Below are 231 nucleotides of genomic sequence, written 5' to 3'. Positions count from 1 at the left end.
AAAGCACGCCATAGCCGTGAATGGCAAAGACCGCGAGCAGCGCGCCGGCCATGGCCAGGCGGTCGAAGGTCTGGATCGGCTTCAGCTCATGGCGCGGCTTCACGCCGCTTCCGACGGTGAGCAGGCTGAGCATCGAAAACACGGCGCCGGCAATGAGCAGGAAGCTGGGCGAGAAACCGGCGCGCCAGCCGAGCGCCAGCAGGGCGGACAAGAGCAGGAAGGAGGTCAGCG

The 231-nt window shown here is 66.7% G+C and carries 1 pseudogene; it reads right to left on the bottom strand.

From position 1 onward, the window contains the following. Positions 1-231: pseudogene (locus EOD29_RS35465) on the bottom strand (site-2 protease family protein); the annotation flags it as partial.

The organism is Mesorhizobium sp. M1A.T.Ca.IN.004.03.1.1, assembly GCF_003997555.1.
In the GTDB taxonomy this organism is placed as follows: Bacteria; Pseudomonadota; Alphaproteobacteria; order Rhizobiales; family Rhizobiaceae; genus Mesorhizobium.
Note: the sequence above shows the minus strand (reverse complement) of the source record. Positions and strands in the feature narration are given on the sequence as shown.